This window comes from Brevundimonas balnearis, from assembly GCF_042434805.1.
GTDB classification, from domain to species: Bacteria; Pseudomonadota; Alphaproteobacteria; order Caulobacterales; family Caulobacteraceae; genus Brevundimonas; species Brevundimonas balnearis.
In genome coordinates this window covers 284,582-307,584 of the sequence record NZ_JBHLSW010000003.1, presented here as the reverse complement: position 1 = coordinate 307,584, position 23,003 = coordinate 284,582, and the positions used below count along the sequence as shown (strand labels likewise).

Sequence of the window (23,003 nt, the reverse complement as noted above, 5' to 3'; positions counted from 1 at the left end):
CCATGACCGACGCCCTCGCCGCGCCGCCGCCGGCCAAGCCCAGCCCCTATCACGACCTGCCCGTGCTGTGGGTCCGACACTGGACCGACCAGCTGTTCAGCTTCGCCGTCCAGCGGCCGGAGGACTTCCGCTTCCGCTCGGGCGAGTTCGTCATGATCGGCCTGCCGGGCGAGGACGGCGGAAAGCCGGTGCTGCGCGCCTATTCGGTGGCCAGCCCCTGCTGGGCGGAGGAGCTGGAGTTCTTCTCCATCAAGGTGCCCGACGGCCCGCTGACCTCGCGCCTGCAGAAGATCCAGGCCGGTGATCGGGTGCTGATGGGCAAGAAGCCGACCGGCACCCTGGTGCTGGACGCCCTGACCGGCGGGGAGCGGCTGCATCTGATCGGGACCGGCACGGGTCTGGCCCCCTGGCTCAGCGTCGCGCGGGACCCGGACACCTATGCGCGCTTCGGGCGGGTGATCGTCAGCCACACGGTGCGCAACGTGGCCGACCTGGCCTATCGCGACTTCTTCTCCGCCGGCATCCACGACGACCCCCTGGTCGGCGAGGAGGCGAGGGCGCAGCTGACCTACTATCCGACCGTCACGCGTGAGCCGTTCGAGACGCCCGGCCGCATCACCGAGCGCATCAAGTCCGGCGACTACTTCCGTGATCTGGGGATCGACGGCGGCTTCGATCCCGCGCGCGACCGCGTCATGCTGTGCGGCTCCATGGCCATGATCAAGGAGACGGCGGCGCTGCTGGAAGAGTTCGGGCTCAGGGAAGGCTCCAACGCCGAACCCGCCGACTATGTTCTGGAGCGCGCCTTTGTCGGGTGAGGCCGTCAGGATCGACGCACGGACGCCGCCCGAGGCTTGCGCCGACATGGCCGAGGTGCGCCACGGCGTGGACGCGCTGGACCGGGCCCTCGTTCAGCTTCTCGCCGAGCGCCAGCGCTATATGGAGGCCGCCGCGCGCATCAAGCCGAGCCGCGACGCGGTCCACGACGACGCCCGGATCGAGGACGTGATCGCCAAGGTGCTGGAGGCGGCCCGGGGCGCGGGCCTTTCGCCGGCCATCGCCGAGCCGGTCTGGCGCACCCTGATCGCCCAGTGCATCGCCCACGAGTTCGGCGTCTGGGACGCCACGCGGCGCTAAGCCCTCAGACTTCTCAGCATCAGCTCGTGCCGCCAGGCCGCCACGTCGGCGAGCGCCCGATCCAGTTCGTCTCGGACCCGGTCGATATGGATCTGGGCGGGATCACGCTCGGCGATCGCGCAGGCGTCCGCCAGGGCCTGCGCGCCGAGACCCGCCGCCGTGCCCCGGATCGTGTGGCAAGCGTCGCGTCGCGCCTCCGGCTCGTCCAGCAGACGCGACCACAGGGCCGCCTGCTCCACGAACAGTTCGAGAATCTCCTCGGCCACGGCGTCGTCACCGCCGGTGGTGTGATCCAGCACGCCGAAATCGACGGCTCCGGTCAGGTCGCGACGCGACATGGGCGACTCCTGTTCAGGCGTCTCAGCCTAGAGCGGACCGCCTCCCGCCGATACCGCTTGCATCGTCGCCCGTTCGCCTATATGTCCCCCGCTCCCGCGACGCCCCGGCGCGCGGCCGACGACGGTACGGGTGATTAGCTCAGTTGGTAGAGCAGCTGACTCTTAATCAGCGGGTCGTAGGTTCGAACCCTACATCACCCACCATCGTCCCTTTCTTCGACATCGCGACAGCTTGACCGGAGCCATGCGGCCGCTGCGCCGTTAGGAACGGCTCATGTTCCAGGACGCGCCGCCTCCCGCCCCGACCGTCGATGAAGTCGTGATCACCGGCGCCCGCCTGCCGACGGCGGCGTCCGAGGCCGCCTTCGCGCGCGTTCGCCTCGACCAAAGCACGCTCCGCAGGGACGCGCGGCTGGACGAGGCGCTGCGCCAGGTTCCGGCCGTGTCGCTGTTTCGGCGAACCACCAGCCTGTCCGCCAATCCGACCACCCAGGGGATCAGCCTGCGCGCCATCGCGCCCTCCGGGGCCGGCCGGACGCTGGTCACCCTGGACGGCGCGCCCCTGAACGATCCGTTCGGCGGGTGGGTGATCTGGTCCCAGGTTCCGCCGGAAAGCCTTCAGGGCGTGGACCTGGTTCGCGGCGGGGGGGCCGGTCCCTACGGCGCCGGGGCCCTGACCGGGGTGATCCGGCTCGTGGAGCGGGACCGCGGCGGCGCTCTCGACCTGTCGGTCGCGGAGGATGGGGGTCGCCGCGCGGCGGCGTCGGGCGGCGCCGGGATCGGCCCGGTGCGGGCGGTCGCCTCCATCGTCGTCGAGGACAGCGACGGCTATCGCGCCGTGCGCGGAGACGGGGCGGGGGCCGCCGACACGCCGCTGGACTACAGCGCCCGGGCGGCCTCGTTCCGCCTGGACGCGCCCGGGCCGCTGGGCGCGACCTGGTCGGGACGCGCCGGAGTCTACAGCGAGGCGCGGGGGGCGGGCCTGTCGGGCGCCGGCTCGACGGTGGACGGCGTTCTGCTCAGCCTGACGGCGGCGCGGGCCCCCGACGCGCGCCGGCCCGGCTTCCGCGCCCAGATCTGGCGCCATGAGAGCGACCTGTCGAACCGCTTCGTGGCCGTGTCGGACGATCGATCCTCGACCTCGCCGGCGGCCGAGCAGTTCGGCAGCCCGGCCGTCGGTTGGGGCGGCGCGGCCGCCGCACGCCTGGTCGGCGAGGGCTGGGAGATCGAGGCCGGCGCGGACGCGCGTCGCTTCGACGGCGAGACGCGCGAGCTGTTCCGCAATCTGGGCGGCGGCTTCACCCGTACGCGTCGCGCCGGGGGCGAGAGCTCGGTCGCGGGGCTCTACGTCGACGGCTCCTGGGCGCGGGGCGACTGGCTGCTGGTGGGCGGGCTGCGCGTGGACCGGTGGGAGACCTCCGGCGGCTTTCGCATCGAGCGCGATCGCCAGACCGGCGCGGGCGTGCTGGACCTGACGCCCGAGGACCGTTCCGGCGAGGTGGCGTCCGGACGCGCGGCGGTGCGCCGGGCGTTCGGCGGCGCGGCCCTGCGGCTGGCGGCCTATTCCAGCTTCCGTCCGCCGACGCTGAACGAGCTGCACCGGCCGTTCCGGGTCGGCAACGACATCACCGAGGCCAACGCCGAGCTCGAGCCGGAGCGGTTGCAGGGCCTGGAGATCGGGCTGGACGGGGAGGGCGCGGTCGCCTGGTCCGCCACGATCTTCGCCAACCGCATCCAGGACGCCATCACCAATGTCACGATCGGCGAAGGGCCCGCGACCTTCCCCGTCGTCGGCTTCGTGCCCGCAGGCGGCGTGCTGCGCCAACGCCGCAACGCCGGAGACATCGAGGCGCTCGGCATCGAGCTGTCGGTGCGCGGCGAGCGGGACTCGTTCAGCTGGCGCGGCGCCCTGTCGGCGACGGACGCGCGGGTGGACGGCGGCGCGGCGGCTCCGCAGCTGACGGACCTGCGTCCCGCCCAGGCGCCGGTCTGGAGCGTCACTGCTGGCCTGGATTGGCGCGCCACGGCGGAAACGGCCTTGATCCTGGCGGCGCGGTACGAGAGCCGGCGCTTCGAGGACGATCTGAACAGCCGCGAGCTGGAGGCGGCGTTCACCCTTGATGCGAGGGTCGAGCATCGGCTGGGAGACCGGACAACGGCCTATCTCGCGGCCGACAATCTGCTGGACGCGGAGGTGGCGGTCGGTGAAACCGCCGACGGGGTGGAGAGCCTGGCGTCCCCACGCACATTCAAGGTCGGCTTGACCCTGCGCTACTGAGCCTTGCCGCCAACGGCCGGGCAGGGCATCGGGACAGCATGACCACCCCTCGTCGCCAGGATCGTTTGTTCATTCCTCGCCCGGAACACCGGCCGCGCCCCGCCGCGGGAAGGCTGATCTGGTCCATGGATTCCGGCGGCGGCCAGGCGCAGGTCGTCGCGAGCTCGGGCTTGAAGGAGGAGGAGATCCGCGATGGGATCGCCGACATCGCCGGCTCCGTCAGGGCGCTGCTGGATCGCCGCTCTCCCAGCAGCGAACTGGCCCGCTTCAACGCCGCGCCCCCGGGCACATGGATGCTGTCGGACCCCCTGTGGGAGGTGCTGAACCAGGCGCTGGACCTCGCGGACGACGTCGGCGGCGCCTATGATCCGACGCTGGGCGCGCTCAACGACGTCTGGGCCGAGGCGGCGACGGCCCTCAGCCTGACGCCGCCGGACGACGCGGCGCTGGAGGCGCCCCGCGCCGTGTCCGGCTGGGGCCGCTTCCGGCTGAACCGCCCCGCGCAGGCCGCCGTCCAGCCGGGGGGCGCGCGACTGGACTTCGACGACGTCGTGGACGCGATCGCCTGCGACCGGGTGCTCCGGGCCCTGGTCGATCGAGGCGTGGAGGCCGCGTCCGTCCGGATCGGTCGCAACGTCATCGGCAGGGGCCTGCAGGCCGACGCCATGCCCTGGTGGGCGGAGATCTGGAGCGCCGGCGAGAGCGGTCCGCGCTGGGTCGTGGCCCTGCTTGACCTCGCGGTGGGGGTCAGCGGGTTCGGCGGCCGACCGCCGGTCGACGGCGCCTCGGGTCGGCCTGTCGATCATGATCTCCAGGGGGTGGTGGCGCTCGACCCGTCAGGCCTGCGGGCCCAGGCCATGGCGCGGGCGCTGCATGTGATGGGCCCGTTCGAGGGACCGGAGATCGCCGCGGCGATGGACATTCCGGCGCTGTTCATCCAGCGCACGCCCTATGGAATCGTGGAGCGTCTGTCACCGGCGCTGGCCGCGATGGAGGACGACGCCGGTCAGGCCTGATCGTCGTCGTCGCGTCGCGCGCCGTCCAGGCGCCGGGCGGCGAGTTCGTCCTTGAGGACCTGAGCCTCCCGTTCCGCCCTGGTGCGGCCGAAGGCGGCGCGGTTGGCGGCGGCGCGCGACTTGTCGGCCGCCCTGGCCCGCGTCTTTCGCGCCCGGTTCAGATTGACGATCTCGCCCATTCGATCAGCCCGGCGAGATCATCTTCTCGGGACGGACGTACTGATCGAACTCCTCATTGGTCAGATAGCCGCCGCCGACGGCCTCCTCGCGCAGGGTGGTGCCGTTCCTGTGCGCCGTCTTGGCGATCTTGGCGCACACGTCATAGCCCAGCTTGCCGTTCAGGGCGGTGACCAGCATCAGGCTGTTCTCCAGCCCCCGCTTGATGTTGTCCTCGCGCGGCTCGATGCCGACCACGCAGTTGTCGGTGAAGCTGACCGCCGCGTCGGCCATCAGGCGCACCGACTGCAGGAAGTTGTAGGCCATGACCGGGTTGAAGACGTTCAGCTCGAAATGCCCCTGCGAGCCCGCGAAGGTGATCGCCGCGTGGTTGCCGAACACCTGCACGCAGACCTGGGTCAGGGCCTCGCACTGGGTCGGGTTGACCTTGCCCGGCATGATGGAGCTGCCCGGCTCGTTCTCCGGCAGGGCCAGCTCGCCCAGGCCGGAGCGGGGGCCCGAGCCCAGGAAGCGGATGTCGTTGGCGATCTTGAACAGGCTGGCGGCGACCGTGTTGATCGCGCCGTGGCTCATGACCATGGCGTCGTGGGCGGCGAGCGCCTCGAACTTGTTCGGGGCCGTGGTGAAGTTCAGCCCGGTGATCTGGGCGATCTTCTCGGCCACGCCCTCGGCGAAGCCGATCGGGGCGTTCAGGCCGGTGCCCACCGCCGTGCCGCCCTGGGCCAGCTGCATCAGGTCGGGCAGAGTTTGTTCAATGCGTTCAATGCCCTTCGTCACCTGCTGGACGTAGCCCGAGAACTCCTGGCCGAGCGTCAGGGGCGTGGCGTCCTGGGTGTGGGTGCGGCCGATCTTGATGACGCCCTTCCACGCCTCGGCCTTGTCGTTGAGCGCGTTCCTCAGCTTGGCCAGGGCCGGCAGCAGGCGATGCACCACCTCCTCGGCGCAGGCGACGTGCATGGCCGTGGGATAGGTGTCGTTGGACGACTGGCTCATGTTGACGTGGTCGTTGGGGTGGACCGGCTTCTTGGAGCCCATCTCGCCCCCGAGGATCTCGATCGCCCGGTTCGAGATCACCTCATTGGCGTTCATGTTCGACTGGGTACCCGACCCCGTCTGCCAGACGACCAGGGGGAAGTGATCGTTCAGCTTGCCCTCGATGACTTCGTCCGCCGCCTGGACGATGGCCTTGCCGATCGCGGGGTCCAGCCGGCCCAGCGCCATGTTGGTCTCGGCCGCCGCCCGCTTGACGACGCCCAGCGCCCGCACGATCGGCAGGGGCTGCTTCTCCCAGCCGATCCTGAAGTTGCCCAGCGACCGCTGCGCCTGGGCGCCCCAGTAGCGATCGGCGGCGACCTCGATGGGGCCGAAGGTGTCGGTCTCGGTGCGGTGGGCGGTCATGGGGCTTTCGTTGTCCGGGCTGCGTGCGCGGGCTATATAGCCAGTGGTCTGGCTAGGTGCGACATGAAACTCGGTGTGCTCGAGGCGAAGAACCGGCTGTCCGAACTGCTGGACCGGGCAGTGGCGGGCGAGGAGGTCGTGATCACTCGGCGAGGCGAGCCCGAGGTGGTCCTGACCCCGCTGCGCAAGCCGATTTCGCGCGAAGAGGCTGAGGCCGAGATGGCCCGATGGGATGCTTTGCGGGCTCGCTACAAGGGACCCGTCGGGACGACCGAGCAGACGAAGGCTGACATCAACGCTGGTCGGCGCTTTTGACAGGCTATGTCCTCGACGCTTCGGTGTTTATCGCAGGTCTGGTCGAGGAGGAGCGAACTCAGGTCGCCAGGGCCCTGTTGATCGATGCGGAGGTCGGGGGCGCGGTCGCCCCTGGGCACGTCATTCTGGAAGTGATGAACGGGCTTCTGATGAAGCAGCGCCGCGGCCTGATCAGCGCCGACTATCGACACGAGGCCGTCGAGCGGTTTTTGGCTTACGGTCTTCGACTGGATGCAACTCGGCAACCGGGCGTCGCACACCGGAAGACGTTGGAGTTGGCGGATCGACACGGTCTGACCGTTTACGACGCGGCCTATCTGGAGCTCGCGCAGCGTGAGGGCCTGGTCCTTGGCGCATTTGACAAAGCCTTGCGTCGGGCCGGCGCCGCGCTTGGCGTCGCTGTCGCCCGCGCATGACCTCGGACTGGATCGTCTCCGGAAAGGTCCGGGCGCGGGAGGAGGGGGCCTCGGTCGTTGTCATGATCGACGGCCTGACCACCCAGGCGAAATACTACAAGCCATTGGTCTATGAGTTCTTCCGCAAGGAATGGCGGGGTGCGCGGCCGTCCTACGGCGACTTCGCCGTCGAGATTCTCATGGAGCACGTCGGGGAGCCGCCGTGGATGGATCTCGACAACCTGGCCAAGGCGCTTCTCGACGCCATCAAGGGCTATGTGTTCCATGACGACGCCCAGGTTGCTCGCCTATTGGTCGAGCGCCGGGAAGGCGAACGGGAGCGGATCACGATCCGGGTGTTCCCCTGCCGTCCCTGAAGCGCACCAGCGGCAGCAGCAGCTGCATGTCGCGGCCGATGCGGATCTGGGGCTCCGACGGCGGGGTCGCGCCTTCCTCCGCCTCGCGTCGCGCGACACAGGCGCGGGTCCGGTTGGCCAGGTCGATGAAGTCCGCCGCAACCGGCAGGCTCTCGATCACGCAGGCGTCGAAGAAGGGGTAGACGTCGTCCTCTCCGCAGCCGAACGAGTTCCGGTCCGGGCGGGCGGCGGTCATGACCATCCGGTTGGGGCCGGAGAGGGCGCCGAGGAAAACGCCGGAGTAACAGGCGGACACCACGACGACCGTGGGCCGGGCGCCGCAGGCCGATCTCAGCAGCACCGCCGCCTCGGTCGGCGTGAACGTGCCGGGGCCGAACACCACGCCTTCTGTCGAGCCGTGCGAGGTCAGATAGAACAGGCAGCCCCCCCGCGCCTGCGGCCCGCCCAGGCCCGCGGCCGCGCGCTGCATCGCCGCGATCGGCGCCACGGGTTGGGGGGCGTCCGGCCGAAGACTGAAGGTGTCCACGGCCTCGAGGCCGCGGGCCCGCAGCGCGGCGGCGACGTCGCGCGTCGCATTGTCGAAGGCGTCGATGGGGCGGCCCCGCGTGTCGCGCCAGTCGCCCGCGACGACGACGGCGCGCCATTCGCCGATCCATGCGGCCTGCGACGAAACCCCGGTCTGTCCGGCCGAAGCGCCGGCGATCCAGACGAGGATTGCGATAAGCGCCGACGTCATCGCCTACTTCTTGCGGAACTGGTCCAGGGAGATGACCTTGGGGGCCTCTCCATCCGAAACGGATTCGGCCGGCGGCGGGGGGGCGGCGAGCGCGGGCTTCCGGGGGGCCGCCGGCGGCGGCTCGAACTGCAGCAGGAACTGCACCGACGGGTCGTAGAAGCGCACCACGGCGACCCAGGGCACGTTCAGGGTCTTCGGCGATCCGCCGAACTTCAGCATGACCGAGAAGCCGTCGTCGCGAACGTCCAGATCCCAGTACTGGTGCTGGAGGACGATGGTCATCTCCTCGGGATACTTCTCAAGGATGTCGTCCGGCGCCTGCACGCCTTCGGCGTCGGTGCGGAAGGTGATGTAGAAGTGGTGCGCGCCCGGAATGCCGCTCGGGCCCGCGGCGCGTTCGAGCGCGGCCCGGATCACGCCGCGAAGCGCCTCCTGCGCCAGCGCCTCGTAATGCATCTCATCGACCGGTGGCCGTTCCTGCGCCATCTCAACCCCTGAGCTCACTGGACGCAGAGATAGCCCCCCGCGCGCGACGGCGGAAGGCGGCAAAGCGTCAATGTTCGGAGAAGTCCCGGGCTTCTGTTGCCAGGCGCCCGGGGAGCCCCGCCCAGGGATCTGAACCCCTAGGACTTGAAGGTCGAAATCAACCGAACCGCATTACGCGGCGAGGCGGACTTCTTCAGCGAAGTTATCGTTCGCAGGTAGTTTAATGGCCCGATACGGTGGGCCAGGACGGGCGAAAGCAGTCCTCTTTACACGTCCGTCGATGCTAGTCGGCCCCGCACAGTCCCGCCGATAACGCGGAAGAGATTGGTGGAGCCGCCGGGATTCGCACCCGGGTCCGGTCCGCTTATTGCAGGCGCGTTTATCGCCATAGTCCGGGCGAACCCGGACCTCATGAATATAGGGCGAGGCGGACCGGAATCAAAGGCCTACATCGCGCTGACGGGCAGGCGCTCCGGCTGGCCGCGGGTCACTTCGTTGAAGCGCTCGCGCGACTGGTCCCGCGTGGCGTCCCACTGCGCCTGGGTCATGCAGATGCGCTGCGGCCGGTTGGAGCCGACCACGCGTTCGCGACGGCAGACCATCCGTTCGCGCTCGTTCGGTTGCTCCGCCGGGGCGGCGGCCGGGGCCGGAGTCTGGACGGCCGCGCCGGTCGGCGCCTGAGGGGCCGCGTCCTGCGCGAACCCGGAGAGCGCAAGCGCTACAGTAAAGACAAGCATACAGATCTCCTCAAAGCTGAGACCCACCATCGTTCAGCAGTGTCGCGAGCGCAATAGACTCTTCCTTGACCCAGCGGTCGGACATCATCTGATTCCTGAACCAGGTCATCTGTCGCTTGGCGAAGTTTCGCGTCGCCTGCCGCATCTGGTCGGCCGCGACCTCCGGGTCGGAGCTCCCGCGAACGACCTCGGCCAGCTCAGGGACGCCGATGGCCTTCATGACGGGCAGATCGGCAGACAGATTCCGGGCCAGCAGGGCCTCGACCTCTCGCAGAGCCCCGTTCTCCAGCATCCAGTCCACCCTTCGGTCGCAGGCGGCGTAGAGCCTGTCTCTGGCCGGCTGAAGGACCCAGCCCCTCCAGCTCCCGGGCGCGAGCAGGGGGCGGGTGTCCGCCCGCCAGGCGCTCAGCGCACGCCCGGTGCCGTTCAGGACGGCGAGCGCCCGCACCAGCCGCTGGCGGTCGCGCGGCGCGATGCGCCGCTCGGCGGCGGGGTCGCCCGCGAGCAGGGCCGAGCGGACGGCCTGTTCCCCCTTGTCGTCGAACAGCGCGGCGGCCTCCGCGCGCGCCGTCGGGCCCGGATCCGGGATCTCGGCCAGCCCCGCCGTGAGGGCGTTGAAATAGAGCCCCGTCCCCCCGACGACGATCGCCGGCCGACCTTCGGCGGCGCACCTCTGGAGCAGCGGCAGGGCCGCCCGCGTCCACCGCCCCACCGACCAGGCCTCGGCCCCGTCGGCGACGCCGTAGAGGGCGTGTTCGGCCTCCGCCTCGTCCGCCGCGCTGGGCCGCGCGGTCAGGACGCGCAGGTCGGCGTAGAGCTGCTGGCTGTCGGCGTTGACGATCAGCCCGCCGGTGCGTCGCGCCCAGGCCAGCGCCAGGGCCGACTTGCCCGACGCCGTCGGGCCGGCCAGCAGGGTGATCAGAGGTCGCGTCATCAGGGCTTAAATGCGGGGTCCGGAGGCGATAGAACGCCTCGCCCGCCGCGCCGCAAGGCCCGCCGCCGATTTCCCGGAGTCTCCGTTGCCTGACCGATCCGACGTCCTGGCCGCCCTCGACGCCCTGCGCGACCCGAAGACCGGACGCGGTCTGGTGGAGGCGGGCCTGGTCCAGGGCCTCGTCGTCGCCGAGGACCGGGCGGGGTTCGTCCTCGAGGTGGCGGCGGCGGACGCCGCGGCCTATGCGCCTGTCCGCGACGCGGCGGAGGCGGCCCTCAGGGCGTTGCCCGGCATGACCAGGGTCTCGGTCGTGCTGACCACGGAGTCGCCGGCCTCGCCCCGGCCGCGCACCGCCGGCCTCTCCCCGGAGGCTCAGCGGCAAGGCCGGCCGCAGGCGCCGAGGGCCACGGAACGGCCAGCCCATGTGCGACGCGTGCTGGCGGTGGCCTCGGGCAAGGGCGGGGTCGGCAAGTCGACCGTCGCCGTGAACCTGGCGCTGGCGCTCAAGGCGCGCGGCCTTTCGGTCGGCCTGCTGGACGCGGACGTCCATGGCCCCTCGATTCCGACCATGCTGGGGATCGGCGGCCAGCCGGAGTATCGCGACGACGCGCTTCAGCCCAAGATCGCCCACGGGCTGAAGGCCATGTCGGTCGGGCTGCTGATGAAGGCGGACGACGCCATGATCTGGCGCGGACCCATGGCGTCCCAGGCCCTGACCCAGATGCTGACCCAGACCGCCTGGGGGACGGAGGATCAGCCCCTGGACGTGCTGGTCGTCGATCTGCCGCCGGGCACCGGCGACGTGCAGCTGACCCTGATCCAGAAGACGCCGCTGGACGGGGCGGTGATCGTCTCGACGCCGCAGGAGGTGGCGCTCGCCGACGCCCGCCGGGCCCACACCCTGTTCCAGCGGGTCGAGGTTCCCACGCTCGGCCTGATCGAGAACATGAGCGGCCCCGTCTTCGGCGAGGGCGGGACGGCGCGGGAGGCCGAGCGTCTGGGCGCGCCCTTCCTCGGCGCCCTGCCGCTCGACGCCGCGATCCGCCGGGGCGGCGACGACGGCCGGCCGGTCGTGGCGGCGGACCCGGGCGGCGATGTGGCGAAAGCCTTCGCGGCCATCGCGGAACAGGTGGCGGGGGCGCTGGAACGCGCCTAGGCTCAGGCCATGATCGACGTGCTCGTCACCACGGCCTGGCTCAGCCTCATCATCGGGGCGCGCTACCTGATCGTGGCCGGGGCGATGCACGCCTGGTTGTGGCGCGGACAGGGCGCGGGCACGCGGCTCAATGCGGTGGCGCCGTCACGTGCGCTGATCCGCCACGAGATCGTTCATTCGCTGATCTCCACGCCCATCTATGCGCTACCCGCCGCCATCGTGCTGGAGGCGTTCAAGGCGGGCGGCACGGCGATCTATCTGGACCCGGCGCAGTACGGCCTATGGTGGCTGCCGGTCAGCTTCCTGGTCCTGCTGGTCGTGCAGGACACCCACTACTACTGGACGCACAGGCTGATGCACGATCGGCGCATCTTCGGCTGGGCGCACGCGGCGCATCACCGGTCGCGCGACCCCAGCCCCTTCGCCAGCTTCTCGTTCGACCCGGCCGAGGCGGCGCTGACCGCCTGGGTGATCCCGGCGCTGCTGTTCGTCATGCCGGTGCACCTGGGGGTGCTGGTCGCGCTCCTCATCTTCATGACCGTGACGGCGGTGATGAACCATTGCGGCTGGGAGCTGTGGCCGCAGAACTGGGTCAGGGGCCGCGTCGGCCGCTGGCTGATCACCGCCACTCACCACAGCCGCCATCACACGCACATGCGGACGAACTTCGGGCTCTACTTCCGGGTCTGGGACCGCCTGTGCGGCACCGATGCGATGCCTGAGGTCAGGTCTCAGGCAGGCTCGACCACCACGGCGGTGCCGTAGCAGAGCACCTCGGTGATGCCGGGCATGATCTCGTTGGCGTCATAGCGCAGAGCCACGATCGCGTTCCCGCCGGCCTCGCGTGTGTGCTGGATCAGCGAGTCATAGGCCTCGGCCCGCGCGGTCTCCGCCAGCTTCACATAGGCGCCGACCCGGCCGCCCAGCATGGACTGCAGGCCGCCGATCGCGTCCGAGACGACGTTCCTGGAGCGGACGGTGATCCCGCGCGTCACCCCGATGACGCGGACGATGCGGTGGCCGGGCAGATCGTTGGCGGTGGTGGTCAGCATGGCGGCGCTCCTTGAAGCTTCAGCGGCGTTCCAGCACCCGGAAGGTGAAGGCGTGGTCGTCCTTCTCGCCCGCCGGATGCGCCTCGGACGATACCTCGACGAAGTCGCCCTCGTCGAACGGCGGAAACGTCACATCGCCGTCGGGCGCCGCGTCCACCTCGGTGATGTAGAGCCGCTTCGTCTTCGGCAGGGTCGTCTCGAAGATCTGGGCGCCGCCGATGACGCAGACCTCGTCCACGCCGTCCTCGCGCGCCTGTTCGCGGGCGATCTCCAGGGCGTCGGCCAGGGTATGCACGACCAGGGCGCCCTTCGCCTCGAACGACTCGTCGCGCGTCAGGACCACGTTCAGCCGGCCGGGCAGGGGCTTCAGCGGCAGGCTCCGCCAGGTCGCGCGGCCCATGACGCACGGCTTGCCGATGGTGATCGCCTTGAACCGCTGCAGGTCCGAGCGCAGCCGCCACGGCAGGTCGCCGTCCCGGCCGATCACGCCGTTCCGCCCCCGCGCGACGACCTGGACGATGTCAGGCTTCAAACCGCCACCGGGGCCTTGATGTGCGGCCAGGGCTCGTAGCCTTCGAGGGTGAAGTCCGCCGGCTCATAGGCGAACAGGTCGTCCCGATCGGCGATGCGCATGGTGGGGAAGGGGCGGGGCTCGCGCGCCAGCTGGGTCTCGGCCTGCTCAAGATGGTTCAGGTAAAGATGCGCGTCGCCGAAGGTGTGGACGAACTCGCCCGGCTGAAGCCCCGTCGCCTTGGCCACCATCAGCGTCAGCAGGGCATAGGACGCGATGTTGAACGGCACGCCCAGGAAGACGTCGGCCGAGCGCTGGTATAGCTGACAGCTCAGCTTGCCCTCGGCCACGAAGAACTGGAACAGGCAGTGGCAGGGCGGCAGCGCCATGTCGTCCACGTCCGCCGGGTTCCAGGCGGTGACGATGTGGCGGCGGCTGTTGGGATTGGTCCTCAGGTTGCGGACCAGGGTCTCGATCTGGTCGATGATCCGGCCGTCCGGCGCGCTCCAGCTGCGCCACTGCTTGCCATAGACGGGGCCGAGCTCGCCCTCGGCGTCGGCCCATTCGTCCCAGATGCTGACGCCGTTCTCCTTCAGGAAGCGGATGTTCGTCTCGCCCTTCAGGAACCACAGAAGCTCCACGATGATGGAGCGCAGGTGCAGCTTCTTGGTGGTCAGCAGCGGAAAGCCCTGGGCCAGGTCGAAGCGGATCTGGCGGCCGAACACGCCCAGCGTCCCGGTGCCCGTCCGGTCGTCGCGCCGCACGCCGTTGTCCAGGATGTCGCGCAGCAGGCCGAGGTACTGCCGTTCGGGATGTCGGACCGGCGCCGGCGGGGTCTCGGGATCGGCGATCAGGACATGGGCGTTCATCGGATCATCTTGCCGATTCGCCGCCGCCGAATCGAGCCGTGGCGATGGACTGTCCACAGTCGCTCCGTCCGGAACTGACGTGGCCGCCTGCTAGGCGTCGCCACCATGATCGATCAGCACGACCCCACGCCTTCGGGCGATACCGACCAATACGCCGTCGTGGCGGAGCCGGTCTGGGAACTGGCGCGGCGAGACTATCTCGCGGGGCTCTCCTCGAGCGAGGTTTGCGAGCGGTATGGGCTGGCGCGCTCGACCCTCCACGCCCGTGCCGCACGCGAAGGCTGGCGGCGCAAGGATCAGCCTCCGCGCACCGTCACGCCCTTCATCCACGTCACCGGCGACTTGGCCGAGGCCACCTTCTTCGACCTGTCCGAGATGGCGGTGCTTCGACTGCGGCAATCGATCCTGTCGGGGCGCGCGAAGGAGGCCGCGGGCTGGCTGGCCATGATCCGCGAGCTTCGGAGCGAGTCCTTCACCCACGACCCGCCGCTGACGGACGAGTTGGACTCCCTGGACTCTCTGGACCGGTCCAGCGCCGGTCCAGCTCAGGCCGCTCAGCCCTGAAAACCGTCCTCGCGCAGGTAGGCGGCTTCCTCCGGCGTGGTCTCGCGACCGAGCGCCGCGTTCCGGTGCGGGAAGCGGCCGAAGCGGGCGACGATGCCCCGGTGATGCTCGGCCCAGCGGTCGTCCGGCTCGCGCGTCATGCGGGTCTGGAACAGCTCCACCTGGCGATCCTGGTCGGCCATGTCCTCCGAGTGCTGGAACGGCAGGTAGATGAAGCGGCGAAGGTCGTTCTCCAGCGCCAGGTCCTGATCGGCCGCGACGGCGCGGCGGGCGAACGTCCGCGCCAGGGGATCGGTCGCGAAGGCATGGCCGGTGTCGCGCCAGACGTTCCTCGGAAACTGATCCAGCAGGATCAGCAGCGCGAGCGACCCTTCCGCCGTCTCGCTCCAGGCGTCCAGTCGCCGCCGCGCCGCCATCAGGTGCGCGGCCATGAAGCGGCGCTCGAACTCGACGTCGAAGGCCTCGTTCTTGGCGAACCACTTGTCGGGGCCGGCGGCTTTCCAGAAGGCGACGACGTCGTTTGGCGCTATGTCATGGGTCATGAGCCAGAACCTAAGCGCGCCGCTTCCCGTGTTCCATGACCGGGACTGCGATCTTTCGATCATTCGCGGCAAGCGGGTCGCGGTGATCGGCTACGGCAGCCAGGGGCGCACCCATGCCCTGAACCTCCGGGACTCCGGCGTCGCCGACATCGTGGTGGGCCTCAAGACCGACTCGGCGACCCGCGAGACGGCGCGCGCGGACGGGTTCGAGGTCATGACCGCGGGAGAGGCGACCGCCGGGGCCGATGTGATCGCCGTCATGGTCTCGGACGAGGCCCATCGGGACCTCTGGCGCGACGAGATCGCCCCGAACCTGAAGCCCGGCGCGGCGGTCGTGTTCGCCCACGGTCTGTCGGTGCGGTTCGGCCTGGTGGAGCCCGGGCCGGAGGTCGATGTGATCCTGGCCTCGCCGAAGGGCATCGGCCCGCGCATCCGGGAACTCTATGAGGCCGGGGAGGGGGTGTTCTGCCTGTTCGGGGTCCACCAGGACGCGACCGGCGGCGCGCATGCGCTGGGCCTGTCCTATGCGGCCGCGCTCGGCTGTGGTCGCAAGGGAATCCTTGAGACCACCTTCGCGGCCGAATGCGAGAGCGACCTGTTCGGCGAGCAGGTGGTGCTGTGCGGCGGCACGGTGGAACTGGTGGACGCGGCCTTCATGAAGCTGGTCGAGGCCGGCTATCCGGCGGAGGTCGCCTGGTTCGAGTGCTTCTACGAGCTGAAACTGGTGACGGACCTGCTGCACCGGCTGGGTCCGGCGGGCGCCTTCGCACGCATCTCGAACACGGCGGAGTACGGCGCCTATCTGACCGGTCCCCGCGTGATCGGCGAGGCGTCCCGCGCCGCCATGGACGACGTTCTGGCCGAGGTGAGGTCGGGCGCCTTCGTGAAGCGGCTGATGGCCGACTACGACGCCGGTTCGCCCGAACTGCGGACGCGTCGTCGCGCGCTGTCCGAGCGCCTGATCGAACAGGCCGGCCGGCGCCTCGACGCCGCCTCGAAGGCGGGCGTCGACCTGAACTGAAGGGCGGGAAGAAGATGGTCGGAGTGGCAGGATTCGAACCTGCGACCCCTGCGTCCCGAACGCAGTGCTCTACCAGACTGAGCCACACTCCGACGTGAGGCGCGGCTTATAGCCATGCGACTCCCGGGCGGCAAGCGGCCCTTTGCGAGGGCGGCGAAATTTCCCGCATCGCTGCCTGTTGCAAGCGTCAGGGGGCTGAGCTATCTGACCGCCTCCCGCCGCCGAGGCGGGCTACGCCGGACCTGCTGGGGAATGGTGTAATGGTAACACTACGGTTTTTGGTACCGTCATTCTAGGTTCGAGTCCTAGTTCCCCAGCCACCGCCCTCACTGGATTTAAGCGCCTTCGATCCCTGCTGAGGGAGGTGGCTCTACACAGGGATTTGCGGTCGGCGCGAGACGGTGCGACCTGATCGTGCTGTGGACCCGCCGATCGACCCCGCTCTGCGCCCATGTGGGTGCCGGCGCGAGTTCTATCTGCTGACGCGCTCGCAGGTCTCCCGGCACTGTCGCCCGGGTCGGCGCGCCGAACTCATCGCTGTCTGAGGCTGACAATGAGGAGCCCAGCACCGAGTAGTCCCAGGCCGACGAGCGAGCCCAGCCGGACGTAGGCGACGCTGGACCAGACCATGTAAAGGCTGGAGGCGATGAACAGCACCGGCGTGAGCGGATAAAGCGGAGTTCGGAACGGCCGTTCCGCGTCCGGCCGCCGGATGCGCAGGACAATCACCGCCACGCCGGACGCCGCCAAGAACAGCCAGAAGACGGGTGCCGTGAAGTCCACCAGGGTCGCGAACCCGTTCCGCGTCGCGGCCCCTAGGCCCACGAGCGCCAGTGCGACGGCGCTCTGGGCGACGATGGCGCGGGTCGGCGCCCCCCGAGCCGTGTCCCAGCGTGCCATTCGCCCGATCACGGGCCAGTCCTTAGCGGCGGCCTAGGTGGTGCGCGCGCCCACGACGATCGTGGCGTTGATGGAGGTGATCGTGGCGAAGGCGACGCCGAGCGCCAGCACGGTCGCCGCCTGGGAGCCGAACGCGCGCGACATCAGATCGGCGGCCGGCGCCTCGCTGGCGGCCAGTCCGTCGAGGCCCAGCCCGCGCCACAAGGCCCAGTTGGCGATCAGGAACAGGAGCGTGATCGTCCCGATGGCGAGCATCAGGGCCCTCAGCATGCCTCGCCGGGGGTCCCGAACCTCGGCGGAGAGCGTGGAGACTTCGCTCCAGCCTCCAAAGGCGAGCAGCACGAACACCAGGGCCAGACCGAAGGTGGCGGGAGGCATCGCAGGGGTCGTGGGCTCGGCGGGGTCGAGCGGCGGCGCACCGGTGAAGATCATCCATCCGGCGGCGGCCCCGAGCAGCAGCATGCCCAGCGCCTCCAGGCCCGTCAGGCTGAAGTTGGCCCCGGCGGAGCCGTGGACGCCGCGCAGATTGAATAGCGTCAGCAGGATCACCGCCCCGGCGGCGTAGAGCGCCGACCCATTGGGACCCAGGCTCCACACCGCATTCAGATAGTCGCCGAGCACGAAGCCCAGCAGCGCGATGGAGCCCGTGTTGATGATCGCGAATCGGGCCCAGGCGAAGAGGAAGGCGACCCTTGCCCCGTAAGCTCTCTTCAGGAAGTGATAGTCGCCCCCCGCGTTCGGAAACGCCGTCGCCAGTTCCGCATAAACCAGGGCGCCGAGCAGGGAGACGACGCCGCCGATCAGCCAGGCGGCGAAGAACCACTCGGTCGAACCGGCGTTGGCGGCGACGAGCGCGGGGCTCTTGAAGATCTCCGCGCCCACGACCATGCCGACCGAGATGACGGCCACATACAGGCTGGACAGGCGGCGGGCGGGGACTTGCCCGCCCGCTGGGTCGGCGACATCGTCGGTCACGCGGTCCTCAGAAACGGGCAGTCACACGCGCATAGACATAGCGCCCGTTGAACCCGATCGGCGAAAGGACATCGTAGGGGAAGTTGCCGAAGTAGCCGATGTCGGCGCTCGACTCGTCCGGATACTCGTCCAGCAGGTTGTTGGCCCCGACCGCCACGCTGTAGCTTTCGCCGAAGTCGTATTCGGCCTCCACATCGACCTGGGTCTCGGCCCCGTAGGTCTGGGCCGGGGCGAAGCCGCCGCCGAAATCGAACACGCGCGTGGTCTCGCCATAGTGGGTGATCCGGCTGGAGAGCCTTAGCGGACCGCGGGTCCAGTCCGCCGCCAGCGAGACCTTCGACTTGGGGGCCGCGTCCTCGAGGGTATTGCGCTCTTCCAGCCCGATCAGATCGGTCCCGAAGCCGAGCGACTGGAACTGGGCCGAGGGCGCGTCCACCGAGCGGATCTCCGTTTCGGCCCAGGAGTAGGCGCCCTGCAAGCTCAGCAGCCCGCCCGCCAGGTCCGTGCGCCAGGACGCCACCACGTCGACACCCTCGGTGCGGGTGTCGACCGCGTTGGTGAACAGGTTGACCGCCGTGACTCCCGCGATGCCGGTCTGAGCCTCGATGAAGGTCGCGACATCGTCGCCCTCCACGCGACGCGACAGGGTGATGCGGTCGTCGACATCGACCCTGTGGGCGTCGATCGTCAGACTGAGGTTCGTACCCAGATTGAACACGACGCCGCCTGTGAAGCTGAGCGACTCTTCGGCCTGGAGCGGCTCGGCCCCGAGGGCTTGGCCGATGGCGCTGCCGGGCGGGACGGTGCGTACGGTCACCAGGGCCCCGCCGGCTCCCCGGTCGCTGACTGCGGACTGGAAGCCGGTCTGGCTGAGCGAAGGCGCACGGAAGCTGTTGGAGACCGAGCCGCGCAGGGCCACCGCGTCGGTCAGGGCGTAGCGCGCCGCCAGCTTGCCCGCCACGGCATCGCCGAAGTCGGAATAGTCCTCGAACGGGGCGGACGCATCGACGAACAGCCGGTCGGTCAGGTCGGCCGAGACCTCGACATAGGCGCCCCAGACATCGCGATCGATATCGACCGTGTCCTCCGGCCGCAGCCCCGGCGCCGCTTGGCTGTTCGCAGGCCGATCAGTCAGCGGCCCGGCGGCGTAGCAGGCCGGATCGCCCGCGCCCGTCTCGAAGGTCTCACGGCGAACCTCCAGGCCGGCGGCGACCGACACCGGAGAGGCCAGACCGGACACGGCGAAGCCCCGGGTCACGTCCAGATTGGCGGCCAGCAGGTCGGTCCGATAGTCGCCGAGGTCGAAGGACGTCGGACTGGCGGCGCCGAGCGAGGCGTTCAGCGAATTCTCCAGGCCGAAGTCATATTCGCTGACGCCGTAGTTGAGCCCCAGGTCCAGGTCCCAGCCCGCCGCAACCGTCCGCCAGCCGCCGGCCAGCTGCACGTCGGTGCTGTCCACCACCGTGATCGGCCGATAGCCGTCGGGATAGATGTCGCGGATGTTTCCGGAGCTGTCGGGGAAGCGGAAGAAGCCCGTACCTCGACCCTCGCGGTCGTCGAAGGTGCCGAAGGCGTAGAGGCTGGAACGTTCCGACAGCGGAACCTCGGTGTTGAACCACCCGCTCAGCTGTTCGACCTCCGGATCGCCGGCGCGGAACAGGCTCTGACCCTCCAGCGCCAGGTTGTCGGCGGTCTGATCCTCGAAGAAGGGCAGGACGCCCGGTCCGCCACGTTCGGTCTCTTCGCGGGTCTTGTGCTCGCCGCCGAAACGGAAGAAGCCGCCGCCATCCAGGCCCCAGCCGTAGTCGCCGGTCAGCACCAGCGTCTCGCCGTCGGTGATCTCGTCGTCGAAGGGCTCGAAGTCGGTGACGTGAGCGCCGTAGGTGGCGCTGAAGCGGCCGCCGGTCACGCGCGAATCGTTCAGCCGCACGTTCACCACGCCGGCGATCGCGTCAGAGCCGTACTGGGCGCCTGCGCCGTCGCGAAGGATCTCGATCCGGCCGACGGCCGAGGCCGGAATGGCGTTGAAGTCGACGGGCGTCGTCCCCTTGCCGATCTTGGACTCCAGATTGACGATCGCGGTCGTGTGCCGCCGGCGACCGTTGACCAGGACCAGGGTCTGGTCGGGCGACAGGCCGCGCAGCTGGGCCGCCCGGACGACATCGGCCGGACCGGAGTTGGACTGTCGCGGGAAGTTGAACGAGGGCGCCAGCACCTGCAGCGCATAGCCCAACTCGCCGCCGACGGCGGCCGCCTGGGTGATCTGCTCGTCCGTCAGCACGTCGACGGGCGACGCCGTCTCCAGGCGGCTACGCTGCGCGGTTCGGGAGCCGGTGACGACGACCTCGTCGACGGTCGCTACCGGGTCCTGCGCCGCCGGCGTCTGGGCCTGGGCGACCGACGCCAGCACGCACGAGGCCGCGCTGACCAGAAGGGCGGCGCGCTTTGAAGTTCGATGGGTCATGGGATCCCCCGTTTCAACCTCGCTCGCGAGGCTCCGGCGGTGGATCGATCAGCGGCAAGCGTCAGCCGGCGCCGCCCTCATCTCTCGCGACCCGAAGGTCCCGCAGGAGTTGGCACCTTTCGCTGGAGGCGGAGGTTGCCCCGACGTCTAAGGGCCTGTCCCTCGGTCGGTCTCGATGAGCACCGCGATGGTGCAACGCACAAGCTGAGCCTTCAATGGGGAAGACGTCTCGGGGGTCTAGGCGGGCCGTTGCCGCCGTGCTCGCAGCACAGCTTGCCTCTATCGCGATTGACTCTGCGAGTCGTTCGCATATAAGCGGCCGCCTCAGCCAGTTCAGGGGATCCCCATGCGTCACTTCCTCCTCGGCGCCGCCGCGTCCGCCTTCATTTTGCCCGCCGCCGCACTCGCCGGCGAGCCGGGCGTCGATCCGTCCGCGTCGGATCCGGTGACTGTGCGCGAGGTGGTGGTCACCGCCAGCCGTACCGAGCAGGACCCGATCGAGGCCCCGGCGACGGTCAGCGTCACGACGCAGCGCGAGATCGAGGACGGGCTATTCACCGACATCAAGGATCTGGTCCGCTACGAGCCGGGCGTCTCTGTGCGCAGCGCGCCGGCCCGCTTCGGCGCCGCCTCCGGCTCCACCGGCCGGGACGGCAACGCCGGCTTCAACATCCGCGGCCTCGAGGGCAACCGGGTGCTGATCCAGGTGGACGGGGTGCGCCTGCCCGACGCCTTCCTGTTCGGGCCCCAGGCCGTGGGCCGCGGCGACTATGTCGATCTGGGCCTGCTCAAGTCGGTGGAGATCCTGCGCGGTCCGGCCTCGGCCCTGTACGGCAGCGACGGCGTCGCCGGCGCGGTCAGCTTCATCACCCAGGACCCGGCCGACCTGCTGGGCGGGGAGCGGGCTTTCGGGGCCCGCGCCCGGGTCGGCTACGCCTCGGCCGACGAGAGCACCTCCACCGGCCTGACCCTCGCCGGCCGCACCGGCCCCTGGTCGGCCATGCTGGCCTGGACCGGCCGCGACGGCGTCGAGCAGGAGACGCAGGGGACCGACGAATCCCCCGACGCCCGCCGCACCGCCGCCAATCCGCAGGAGATCAGCGGCGACAGCTGGCTGGGCAAGCTGGTGTTCCAGCCAAACGCCGCCCACCGCTTCCGCCTGACCGCCGAACTGCAGGACCGTGAGGTTCTCACCGAGGTGTTCAGCGGCCGGGCCGCGCCGGTCGCCGCCCCGGCGGTGCCGCCGACCACGGCGGTGATCGACCTCGACGCCCGCGACACCACCGAGCGCACCCGGCTGGCGCTCGATCACACCTGGCGGCCGGCCTCGGGCCCGGTCGAGGAAACCCACCTGACCGTCTATCACCAGGACGCCGAAGTCGTTCAGTTCGCCGCCGAGGACCGCAACGGCGCCGCCGACCGCACCCGGCTAAACACCTTCCACAGCGAGGTCGTGGGCTTCAGCGGCCAAGCCCGGCTGGGCTTCGACGCCCTCGGCATTCGTCACCGCGTCACGATCGGGGCGGACGCCTCGGAGACCACCCAGGAAGGGATCCGCGACGGGACCGTGCCGCCGTTCGGCGAGACCTTCCCCGCGCGGCCCTTCCCGCTGACCGACTACCGGCTCGCCGGGGTGTTCATCCAGGACGAGATCCGGCTGCTGAACGGGCGCCTGAGCCTCTACCCGTCGCTGCGCTACGACGCTTTCGAGGTCGAGCCGACGGCCGACGCCCTCTATGTCGGCGCCACCGAGTCGACGAGCGACAGCCGCCTGACGCCGCGCATCGGCGCGGTGTTCTGGGCCACGCCGGTGCTGGGCCTGTTCGCCAACTACGGCGAGGGCTTCCGCGCCCCGGCGCCCTCCGAGGTCAACAACGGCTTCTCCAACCCGTCGTCGGGCTACATCTCGGTGTCGAACCCGAACCTGGAGCCGGAAACCAGCAAGACCTGGGAGGCGGGCGTCCGCCTGCGCGACCTCGACCTCGGCGGCGCCCGGGTGCGAGGCAGCGCCACTGTGTTTTCAGGGGAGTATGAGAACTTCATCGAGCAGGTGATGCTCAGCCGTCCCTTCCCGACAACGTGCGGGACCTTCGCCCTGTGCTTCCAGTACGTGAACCTGGCCGAGGTGGAGATTCGCGGCTTCGAGGGCCGGATCGACGCCGACTGGGACAGCGGCCTCGGTTTCACCGCCGCTGTGTCGAGCGCCGAGGGCGAGCAGCAGCGCAACGGCGTGAGCCTGCCGCTGGACAGCGTCGACCCGCTGAAGCTCGTCGCCGGCGTGCGCTACACGGCCCCGTCGGGCCGGTTCGGCGGTCAGGTCTCAGCGACCCATTCGGCGCAGAAGGACGCCCGCGACGTCGGGGGAACCTGCTCGCCGGGCGGCACGCGCGCGGCCTGCTGGCGGCCGGACGCCTTCACCGTGCTGGACGCCACTGTCTGGATCGACCTGACGGAGCAGGCCACCCTGCGGGTCGGGGCCTTCAACCTCACGGACGAAACCTACGCCTGGTGGAGCGACGTGCGCGGCCTGGCCGCCAGCTCGACCGTGCTCGACGCCTGGACCCAGCCGGGCCGGAATTTCAGCGCCTCGCTGGTGTTCCGCTACTGAATGTATTTATCTAAGAA

At 70.0% G+C, this 23,003-nt stretch carries 24 protein-coding genes, 3 tRNA genes, 1 other RNA gene, 1 pseudogene and 1 riboswitch; of the genes and pseudogenes, 14 read left to right on the top strand and 15 right to left on the bottom strand.

Annotated features, from left to right (window positions below):
* Nucleotides 1-2: 2 nt before the first annotated feature.
* Nucleotides 3-818, top strand: a complete 816-nt coding sequence (locus tag ACFFGE_RS02605) for a ferredoxin--NADP reductase (protein ID WP_376834010.1) — start codon at nt 3-5, stop codon at nt 816-818.
* Entirely contained in the window at nt 790-1,137 is a 348-nt protein-coding gene (locus tag ACFFGE_RS02600; protein ID WP_376834008.1) for a chorismate mutase, read from the top strand. Before ACFFGE_RS02605 ends, ACFFGE_RS02600 begins: the two co-directional genes overlap by 29 nt.
* Here the strand turns inward: ACFFGE_RS02600 and ACFFGE_RS02595 are convergent.
* Nucleotides 1,134-1,475 carry an Hpt domain-containing protein gene (locus tag ACFFGE_RS02595; protein ID WP_376834006.1) on the bottom strand — a complete coding sequence of 114 codons (342 nt, stop codon included), beginning with the start codon at nt 1,473-1,475 and terminating at the stop codon, nt 1,134-1,136. The genes ACFFGE_RS02600 and ACFFGE_RS02595 overlap by 4 nt on opposite strands.
* Before the next feature lie 128 nt (nt 1,476-1,603).
* Here ACFFGE_RS02595 and ACFFGE_RS02590 point away from each other — a divergent pair.
* From ACFFGE_RS02590 to ACFFGE_RS02580, 3 genes are all read left to right on the top strand, one after another.
* Nucleotides 1,604-1,679, top strand: a tRNA-Lys gene (locus ACFFGE_RS02590).
* A 70-nt stretch (nt 1,680-1,749) separates the two neighbouring features.
* Nucleotides 1,750-3,753, top strand: a complete 2,004-nt coding sequence (locus ACFFGE_RS02585; RefSeq protein ID WP_376834004.1) for a TonB-dependent receptor — start codon at nt 1,750-1,752, stop codon at nt 3,751-3,753.
* 125 nt (nt 3,754-3,878) lie between these two features.
* Nucleotides 3,879-4,769 carry an FAD:protein FMN transferase gene (locus ACFFGE_RS02580; protein ID WP_376834002.1) on the top strand — a complete coding sequence of 297 codons (891 nt, stop codon included), beginning with the start codon at nt 3,879-3,881 and terminating at the stop codon, nt 4,767-4,769.
* Here ACFFGE_RS02580 and ACFFGE_RS02575 read toward each other — a convergent pair.
* Together ACFFGE_RS02575 and fumC are read right to left on the bottom strand one after the other, a co-directional pair.
* Complete coding sequence (locus tag ACFFGE_RS02575) at nt 4,760-4,948, bottom strand: DUF4169 family protein (RefSeq protein WP_376834000.1); 189 nt, start codon at nt 4,946-4,948, stop codon at nt 4,760-4,762. The two genes, ACFFGE_RS02580 and ACFFGE_RS02575, sit on opposite strands and share 10 nt — an antisense overlap.
* Nucleotides 4,949-4,952: 4 nt before the next feature.
* Complete coding sequence (gene fumC, locus ACFFGE_RS02570; protein WP_376833998.1) at nt 4,953-6,344, bottom strand: class II fumarate hydratase; 1,392 nt, start codon at nt 6,342-6,344, stop codon at nt 4,953-4,955.
* A 75-nt stretch (nt 6,345-6,419) separates the two neighbouring features.
* Here fumC and ACFFGE_RS02565 point away from each other — a divergent pair, with 75 nt between their 5' ends.
* The 3 genes from ACFFGE_RS02565 to ACFFGE_RS02555 are packed head-to-tail and all read left to right on the top strand — an operon-like array spanning nt 6,420 to nt 7,431.
* Nucleotides 6,420-6,659 carry a type II toxin-antitoxin system Phd/YefM family antitoxin gene (locus tag ACFFGE_RS02565; RefSeq protein ID WP_376833996.1) on the top strand — a complete coding sequence of 80 codons (240 nt, stop codon included), beginning with the start codon at nt 6,420-6,422 and terminating at the stop codon, nt 6,657-6,659.
* Nucleotides 6,656-7,075 (top strand): type II toxin-antitoxin system VapC family toxin, encoded by a 420-nt coding sequence (locus ACFFGE_RS02560; RefSeq protein ID WP_376833994.1) that lies wholly within the window; start codon nt 6,656-6,658, stop codon nt 7,073-7,075. Before ACFFGE_RS02565 ends, ACFFGE_RS02560 begins: the two co-directional genes overlap by 4 nt.
* Nucleotides 7,072-7,431 (top strand): RusA family crossover junction endodeoxyribonuclease, encoded by a 360-nt coding sequence (locus ACFFGE_RS02555; protein ID WP_376833992.1) that lies wholly within the window; start codon nt 7,072-7,074, stop codon nt 7,429-7,431. Before ACFFGE_RS02560 ends, ACFFGE_RS02555 begins: the two co-directional genes overlap by 4 nt.
* On the opposite strand, the gene ACFFGE_RS02550 is transcribed toward ACFFGE_RS02555, so the two are convergent.
* From ACFFGE_RS02550 to miaA, 5 genes are all read right to left on the bottom strand, one after another.
* Nucleotides 7,400-8,167 (bottom strand): C13 family peptidase, encoded by a 768-nt coding sequence (locus tag ACFFGE_RS02550; RefSeq protein ID WP_376833991.1) that lies wholly within the window; start codon nt 8,165-8,167, stop codon nt 7,400-7,402. The genes ACFFGE_RS02555 and ACFFGE_RS02550 overlap by 32 nt on opposite strands.
* Nucleotides 8,168-8,170: 3 nt before the next feature.
* A complete protein-coding gene (locus ACFFGE_RS02545) occupies nt 8,171-8,653 on the bottom strand; it encodes an SspB family protein (RefSeq protein ID WP_376833989.1) in 483 nt (160 codons plus the stop codon).
* An 81-nt stretch (nt 8,654-8,734) separates the two neighbouring features.
* Nucleotides 8,735-9,100: a transfer-messenger RNA gene (gene ssrA, locus ACFFGE_RS02540) on the bottom strand.
* Nucleotides 9,100-9,390 carry a hypothetical protein gene (locus ACFFGE_RS02535; RefSeq protein ID WP_376833987.1) on the bottom strand — a complete coding sequence of 97 codons (291 nt, stop codon included), beginning with the start codon at nt 9,388-9,390 and terminating at the stop codon, nt 9,100-9,102. The genes ssrA and ACFFGE_RS02535 overlap by 1 nt, the downstream gene beginning before the upstream one ends.
* A gap of 10 nt (nt 9,391-9,400) precedes the next feature.
* On the bottom strand, nt 9,401-10,324 hold the full coding sequence (miaA, locus tag ACFFGE_RS02530) for a tRNA (adenosine(37)-N6)-dimethylallyltransferase MiaA (protein ID WP_376833985.1): 924 nt from the start codon (nt 10,322-10,324) through the stop codon (nt 9,401-9,403).
* Between the two features lie 85 nt (nt 10,325-10,409).
* Between miaA and ACFFGE_RS02525 the strand changes: the two genes are divergently transcribed.
* On the top strand, nt 10,410-11,480 hold the full coding sequence (locus ACFFGE_RS02525; protein ID WP_376833983.1) for an Mrp/NBP35 family ATP-binding protein: 1,071 nt from the start codon (nt 10,410-10,412) through the stop codon (nt 11,478-11,480).
* Nucleotides 11,481-11,489: 9 nt separating this feature from the next.
* Nucleotides 11,490-12,245, top strand: coding sequence for a sterol desaturase family protein (locus ACFFGE_RS02520; protein WP_376833981.1), 756 nt, complete (start codon nt 11,490-11,492; stop codon nt 12,243-12,245).
* Here ACFFGE_RS02520 and ACFFGE_RS02515 read toward each other — a convergent pair.
* The 3 genes from ACFFGE_RS02515 to ACFFGE_RS02505 are packed head-to-tail and all read right to left on the bottom strand — an operon-like array spanning nt 12,212 to nt 13,912.
* Nucleotides 12,212-12,532, bottom strand: a complete 321-nt coding sequence (locus tag ACFFGE_RS02515) for a YbjQ family protein (RefSeq protein ID WP_376833979.1) — start codon at nt 12,530-12,532, stop codon at nt 12,212-12,214. The genes ACFFGE_RS02520 and ACFFGE_RS02515 overlap by 34 nt on opposite strands.
* 19 nt (nt 12,533-12,551) lie before the next feature.
* Nucleotides 12,552-13,064 (bottom strand): dihydrofolate reductase, encoded by a 513-nt coding sequence (locus tag ACFFGE_RS02510; protein WP_376833977.1) that lies wholly within the window; start codon nt 13,062-13,064, stop codon nt 12,552-12,554.
* A complete protein-coding gene (locus tag ACFFGE_RS02505; RefSeq protein ID WP_376833975.1) occupies nt 13,061-13,912 on the bottom strand; it encodes a thymidylate synthase in 852 nt (283 codons plus the stop codon). The genes ACFFGE_RS02510 and ACFFGE_RS02505 overlap by 4 nt, the downstream gene beginning before the upstream one ends.
* A 105-nt stretch (nt 13,913-14,017) precedes the next feature.
* Here ACFFGE_RS02505 and ACFFGE_RS02500 point away from each other — a divergent pair, with 105 nt between their 5' ends.
* Nucleotides 14,018-14,476, top strand: coding sequence for a hypothetical protein (locus tag ACFFGE_RS02500; protein ID WP_376833973.1), 459 nt, complete (start codon nt 14,018-14,020; stop codon nt 14,474-14,476).
* Here ACFFGE_RS02500 and ACFFGE_RS02495 read toward each other — a convergent pair.
* Nucleotides 14,467-15,018, bottom strand: coding sequence for a DUF924 family protein (locus ACFFGE_RS02495; RefSeq protein ID WP_376833971.1), 552 nt, complete (start codon nt 15,016-15,018; stop codon nt 14,467-14,469). The two genes, ACFFGE_RS02500 and ACFFGE_RS02495, sit on opposite strands and share 10 nt — an antisense overlap.
* Between ACFFGE_RS02495 and ilvC the strand changes: the two genes are divergently transcribed.
* Nucleotides 15,017-16,039: a ketol-acid reductoisomerase gene (ilvC, locus tag ACFFGE_RS02490; protein WP_376833969.1), complete on the top strand. Its 1,023-nt coding sequence runs from the start codon at nt 15,017-15,019 to the stop codon at nt 16,037-16,039. The genes ACFFGE_RS02495 and ilvC overlap by 2 nt on opposite strands.
* Before the next feature lie 15 nt (nt 16,040-16,054).
* Here ilvC and ACFFGE_RS02485 read toward each other — a convergent pair.
* Nucleotides 16,055-16,131 (bottom strand) — tRNA-Pro (locus tag ACFFGE_RS02485).
* A 154-nt stretch (nt 16,132-16,285) separates the two neighbouring features.
* On the opposite strand from ACFFGE_RS02485, the gene ACFFGE_RS02480 reads away from it, so the two are divergent.
* A tRNA-Gln gene (locus ACFFGE_RS02480) sits at nt 16,286-16,359 on the top strand.
* A gap of 211 nt (nt 16,360-16,570) precedes the next feature.
* Here ACFFGE_RS02480 and ACFFGE_RS02475 read toward each other — a convergent pair.
* Together ACFFGE_RS02475 and ACFFGE_RS02470 are read right to left on the bottom strand one after the other, a co-directional pair.
* Nucleotides 16,571-17,848: pseudogene (locus ACFFGE_RS02475) on the bottom strand (APC family permease).
* 73 nt (nt 17,849-17,921) lie between these two features.
* Nucleotides 17,922-20,378 carry a TonB-dependent receptor plug domain-containing protein gene (locus ACFFGE_RS02470; RefSeq protein ID WP_376833967.1) on the bottom strand — a complete coding sequence of 819 codons (2,457 nt, stop codon included), beginning with the start codon at nt 20,376-20,378 and terminating at the stop codon, nt 17,922-17,924.
* Nucleotides 20,379-20,452: 74 nt separating this feature from the next.
* Nucleotides 20,453-20,560: riboswitch (SAM riboswitch) on the bottom strand.
* A 164-nt stretch (nt 20,561-20,724) separates the two neighbouring features.
* On the opposite strand from ACFFGE_RS02470, the gene ACFFGE_RS02465 reads away from it, so the two are divergent.
* Entirely contained in the window at nt 20,725-22,986 is a 2,262-nt protein-coding gene (locus ACFFGE_RS02465) for a TonB-dependent hemoglobin/transferrin/lactoferrin family receptor (protein ID WP_376833965.1), read from the top strand.
* The last annotated feature ends 17 nt before the right edge of the window (nt 22,987-23,003 follow it).